Source organism: Shewanella sp. MF05913, from assembly GCF_059758095.1.
The window spans coordinates 1-5181 of sequence record NZ_JCAYNT010000042.1 but is presented as its reverse complement, the minus strand read 5'-3'; the positions used below and the strand labels follow the sequence as shown (position 1 = coordinate 5181).

General features: G+C 41.0%; 4 protein-coding genes and 4 tRNA genes. 7 read left to right on the top strand and 1 reads right to left on the bottom strand.

All coding sequences use genetic code 11. The features are described 5' to 3' along the window. The first annotated feature begins 820 nt into the window (after positions 1–820). Together murB and birA are read left to right on the top strand one after the other, a co-directional pair. Entirely contained in the window at positions 821–1840 is a 1020-nt protein-coding gene (gene murB / locus AC19MV_RS22715; protein WP_498310008.1) for a UDP-N-acetylmuramate dehydrogenase, read from the top strand. Next, positions 1833–2792, top strand: a complete 960-nt coding sequence (gene birA / locus AC19MV_RS22710; RefSeq protein ID WP_498310007.1) for a bifunctional biotin--[acetyl-CoA-carboxylase] ligase/biotin operon repressor BirA — start codon at positions 1833–1835, stop codon at positions 2790–2792. Before murB ends, birA begins: the two co-directional genes overlap by 8 nt. A gap of 42 nt (positions 2793–2834) precedes the next feature. On the opposite strand, the gene coaA is transcribed toward birA, so the two are convergent. After that, the gene (gene coaA, locus AC19MV_RS22705) at positions 2835–3785 is read right to left on the bottom strand and encodes a type I pantothenate kinase (RefSeq protein WP_432406050.1); all 951 of its coding nucleotides are present in this window, start codon (positions 3783–3785) and stop codon (positions 2835–2837) included. 222 nt (positions 3786–4007) lie between these two features. Between coaA and AC19MV_RS22700 the strand changes: the two genes are divergently transcribed. The 5 genes from AC19MV_RS22700 to AC19MV_RS22680 all read left to right on the top strand — a co-directional run. Next, positions 4008–4083, top strand: a tRNA-Thr gene (locus tag AC19MV_RS22700). 8 nt (positions 4084–4091) lie between these two features. After that, positions 4092–4176: transfer RNA gene (locus AC19MV_RS22695), tRNA-Tyr, on the top strand. 35 nt (positions 4177–4211) lie between these two features. Continuing rightward, a tRNA-Gly gene (locus tag AC19MV_RS22690) sits at positions 4212–4285 on the top strand. A 10-nt stretch (positions 4286–4295) separates the two neighbouring features. Then, positions 4296–4371 (top strand) — tRNA-Thr (locus tag AC19MV_RS22685). 109 nt (positions 4372–4480) lie between these two features. After that, positions 4481–5181: elongation factor Tu (locus tag AC19MV_RS22680; RefSeq protein WP_498310006.1), on the top strand; the 701-nt coding region annotated here is incomplete at its 3' end.

Sequence of the window (5181 nt, the reverse complement as noted above, 5' to 3'; positions counted from 1 at the left end):
TGAAACACAGTATCGCCGATGGTAGTGTGGGGTCTCCCCATGCGAGAGTAGGTCATTTCCAGGCGCCTAATTTACTCGAAAGAGTAGTGATAAGCCCGTTGCTAACGCAACGGGCTTTTTTACGTCTACAGTTTAGTTAATATGGTCAGAGAAAGAAGCATGATAGCAGTGTGGCCGATATGCTCATGCCAGAATAGGTCATTTCCGGTCGCTAATTTTTCTGAAAAGAGAGGCTCGAAAAAGTAGTGAAAGCCAGTTGCTAACGCAACGGGATTTTTTACGTCTGCAGTTTATCAATATGGTCAGAGAAAGAGGCATGATAGCAGTGCGGCTTATATGCCAACTCATACTATTCCTTATAACTCAGTGATCACTGTTGCCACTTGACGATGACATATCCTTTTGACGCACTCCTTATCTTCAATGAATGTATTCCATGCTTCACTACAGACGTCTATTGCAAATCATCTGCAATATCATTGGTGTGTTAACACGAAGCATCCATAACCTCTACAGCATACCGTCCGCTTAGTGTTGCCATTGAGATTTGTGCAAGTGAGTGACTGAAATTTCATCTTTGTTTATGTAGGATTAATTGAGGTTTCGGTGGTTTAAATTGACCATTACAGACAACCTGTACCAAATAAACGGAAATATTCGAATTACTGTTGTCCGACTGTCAGTGAACGAGCCCTTGCTCAGCCAAAATATATCCAAGTCAAACCAATGTTAACAAGTGTATTAAGTTTTAAATAGAAACTCACTAATCAAATTAATTTTCCCTGTTACAATATGACATTACTCTTTGATAGATTATTTTATGCCTACTTCTTTAGCTCAGTTGAATACTTTTGGCCTTCAACAGTATTGTTCATCTCTAGTTAGAGTGTCTTCTAAAGTCGAACTTATAGATACCTGTACCCATTTATATTTAAAGCCGATGCCCATGCTTATTCTTGGGGGGGGCAGTAATTTGGTATTTACTAGTGATTACCAAGGTACAGTCGTTAATATTGCCACTAAAGGTATTAAAGTGACAACGGACACTGACTATTATTACGTGAGTGTGCAAGCGGGTGAAAATTGGCATGAGCTAGTTGAGTTTTGTTTAGCTAATCAGATTAATGGCCTTGAAAATATGGCACTTATTCCGGGGACCGTAGGTGCTGCACCGATACAAAATATTGGTGCTTATGGCGTAGAATTTAATCGTTTTTGCCATGAGATAGAATTTTTACGACTAGATACAAACGAGCTTCAAGTGTTCAGTAATCAGCAATGCCATTTTAGTTATCGTGAGTCTATTTTTAAGCAGGAATTAAAAAATCTAGTTGTTGTCACTGAAGTGACATTCAAGCTACCTAAGCAATGGCAACCAGTGTTGGATTATGGTCCGCTACAACATATGGATCCTTTAACCGTTACGGCAAAACAAATTTTTGATTGTGTATGTCAAGTTCGTCAATCTAAACTGCCTGACCCTAAAGTATTAGGCAATGTTGGCAGTTTCTTTAAAAACCCAATGGTTGAGGCAAGTAAGTTTATTGCGCTCAAGGATCAATTTCCAACTATGGTTGCTTATGAGCAAGTCGATGGGCAATACAAACTAGCCGCTGGCTGGCTTATTGAACAAGCTGGGCTGAAAGGCACCCGAATTGGTGGCGCCGCAGTACATCAGGATCAGGCGTTGGTGTTGGTTAATGTGGGACAGGCAACTGGCGAACAAGTTTGCCTGTTAGCACGTCATATTATTGAAGTTGTATTTAATATGTTTACAGTAACGTTACAGGCAGAACCGAGAATTATGGGGCCTGACGGGGAGATTGAAATCAATGAATGATCACTGGTTACGTAAAAGACAGATATTAGCGTGTTTAAGCCATAAGGGGTTTGTATCTGGTGAAGCTATAGCACAAAAACTAGCACTGACTCGTGCAGCAATAAACCAACATATTGATGCGCTAAAAGATTATGGGGTCGAAATTTATAGCGTTAAAGGTAAAGGATACAAATTAGCCAACGCAATATCACTCATAAATGAAAGTGAGTTGATTAATAACATTGATAATCGATGTTTTTATTTTGATGAAACTAACAGCACAAATGCTTTCATGTTAAACCATGCTTCGGAACTCGAGTCTGGCGATATTTGTGTTGCTGAATATCAATCTGCGGGTCGTGGACGTCGTGGTCGTCAGTGGCTATCGCCATATGGCCATCATATGTATGCATCTTTGTTTTGGCGGTTAAATCGGGATATCACATATGCTAGCGGGTTAAGCCTAGTTGTGGGATGTTCAATCGTTAAAACCCTGCAGGAATTAGGTGTAGAAGGCTTAGGTGTTAAATGGCCAAATGACATTTATCTTGAACACAAAAAGTTAGCCGGTATTCTCATTGAGTTGAACCATCACTCAGATACACAGACTGAATTAATCATAGGTTTTGGGATTAATATGAGTATGTCTGTGGAGCAGGGTGTATTAATTGACCAACCTTGGAGTGATTTGTCTGCCATGGACAATATGCCAGATAAAACGATGCTAGTTGTTAAATTACACCAACAACTCAAACGTGATTTATTATTATTCGAACAGCAGGGTTTAGATGCATTCCTACAGCGCTGGAATGACCATGATTTATTTATTAACCGAGAGGTAACGTTATTAATGGCGCCTAATAGCGTAACGGGTACTTGTCGTGGTATCGATAAACAAGGCGCGATTTTATTAGAAAATGATCAAGGAACACTCGCATTTGTGGGTGGCGAGATAAGCTTAAGAGCGAGCTAAAAATAATAAATAGAAGCCTATTAACTAGGCTTTTAATAGTGTTTATTTTCGTAATAACACTTTATTCATTAAGTGGTTTTGGCCTTTTTGTAAAATAAGGTGTGCTCTTTCTCTGGTCGGTTGAATATTGAGTTGTAAGTTTGGACCATTAATGGTGTCCCAAATATTAGCTGCAACCGCATTAGCTTCATCGTCACTAAGTGAAGAGTAGTGATGAAAAAATGAATCTGGATCACTAAATGCTCCTTTCCTAAACTGCAAAAACCTCTGCTTATACCATTGTTTTAATAATGTTTCTTCGGCATCGACATAAATAGAAAAATCAACAAAGTCAGAGACAAACGGGCGCCTTGTATCGATAGGCGTGTCCAGTCCTGTTTGTAAAACATTAAGGCCTTCTAGGATTAAAATGTCAGGTTGACGGATTGCTTGATGTTCGTCATGGCATCTATCGTAAGTGACATGCGAATATAACGGTGCCAACACTTCTTTGTTACCCGCTTTAACTGCAGAGATAAATTCAACTAACATTTTCATGTCGTAGCTCTCAGGAAAGCCTTTACGTTGCAATAAACCTTTACGTTTAAGATCGGCAAGCGGGTATAAAAAGCCATCAGTAGTAATCAGGTCTACTTTAGGATGCTCGGGCCAACGTTGTAATAACGTTTGTAAAATTCGGGCAGTAGTGCTTTTACCAACCGCAACGCTGCCAGCAATACTAATGATATAAGGGCTAGGAGAGTTTTTTTGTTCGAGGAATTTACCCAGGACTAGGCCGCGTTGTTGTTTTGAGCCGACAAAAAGATTTAATAACCGGCTTAGAGGCAAATAAATGTCAGTGACTTCATCGAGTGATAGCTTCTCATTCATACCACGAAGGTTTTCGAGTTCTGTTTGGCTCAATGTGAGTGGCACTGATTTACGTAATTCAGCCCAATGCTCGCGCTGAAAAGCAAAGTATAGTGCATCTTGTATTGAGTTTATTGAAGTCATAACCATTCCTCTAGGTTGGTCAGGCACATTACACTATCGAATAATAGGCGACAATACTTTGATATTGATTTCTGGTCATGTGGATTATATTCGCCTAGAAATTGCCCTTCATTTCAAAAAGGAGAGCAAAAAAGCGACATTTGAAACTTTTTTTAAGTTTTTTCGCATTTATCTATTGCACTCCTGAGCACATTTACCTAATATCCGAACCCGAAATGACACGCCGGCATAGCTCAGTTGGTAGAGCAACTGACTTGTAATCAGTAGGTCCCGAGTTCGACTCTTGGTGCCGGCACCATTTTCTCTGGAGGGGTTCCCGAGTGGCCAAAGGGATCAGACTGTAAATCTGACGGCTCAGCCTTCGAAGGTTCGAATCCTTCTCCCTCCACCATTTTCTAGGTAGTTAGGTAGCCTATGTTAGGTTGCGCGGATGTCGTATAATGGTATTACTCCAGCCTTCCAAGCTGATAACGCGGGTTCGATTCCCGCCATCCGCTCCAAAATTTGATTGCTGATATGGCTCAGTTGGTAGAGCGCACCCTTGGTAAGGGTGAGGTCGGCAGTTCGAATCTGCCTATCAGCACCAGCCTGTCATACTAACTCCTTAACGATAATCGATTCGATGTCATATTAATGCATCGGATTTTTACTATATGTGTTTTTTCATCACCAAACTATTGGATTGAGGCGATACCATGGCAAAAGCTAAATTTGAACGTAAAAAGCCCCACGTAAACGTAGGCACCATCGGTCACGTTGACCATGGTAAAACAACTCTTACAGCAGCTATTTCAGCTGTATTGTCTAAGACTTATGGTGGTGAAGTTCGTAACTTCGCACAAATCGATAACGCTCCAGAAGAGCGTGAGCGCGGTATTACCATTAATACTTCTCACATCGAATATGACACACCAGCACGTCACTACGCGCACGTAGATTGTCCAGGTCACGCCGATTATGTTAAAAACATGATTACTGGTGCTGCACAGATGGACGGCGCGATTTTAGTAGTAGCAGCGACTGACGGCCCAATGCCACAGACTCGTGAGCACATTCTACTTTCACGTCAGGTAGGTGTACCTTTCATCATCGTATTCATGAACAAATGTGACATGGTAGATGACGAAGAATTACTAGAATTAGTAGAGATGGAAGTTCGTGAACTTCTTTCAGAATACGATTTCCCAGGTGATGACTTACCAGTTATCCAGGGTTCTGCATTAAAAGCGTTAGAAGGCGATGCAGCATGGGAAGGTAAAATTCTTGAGTTAGCTGAAGCGTTAGACTCTTATATTCCAGAGCCAGAGCGTGATATCGATAAGCCATTCCTACTACCAATCGAAGACGTATTCTCGATTTCAGGTCGTGGTACAGTGGTAACTGGTCGTGTTGAGCG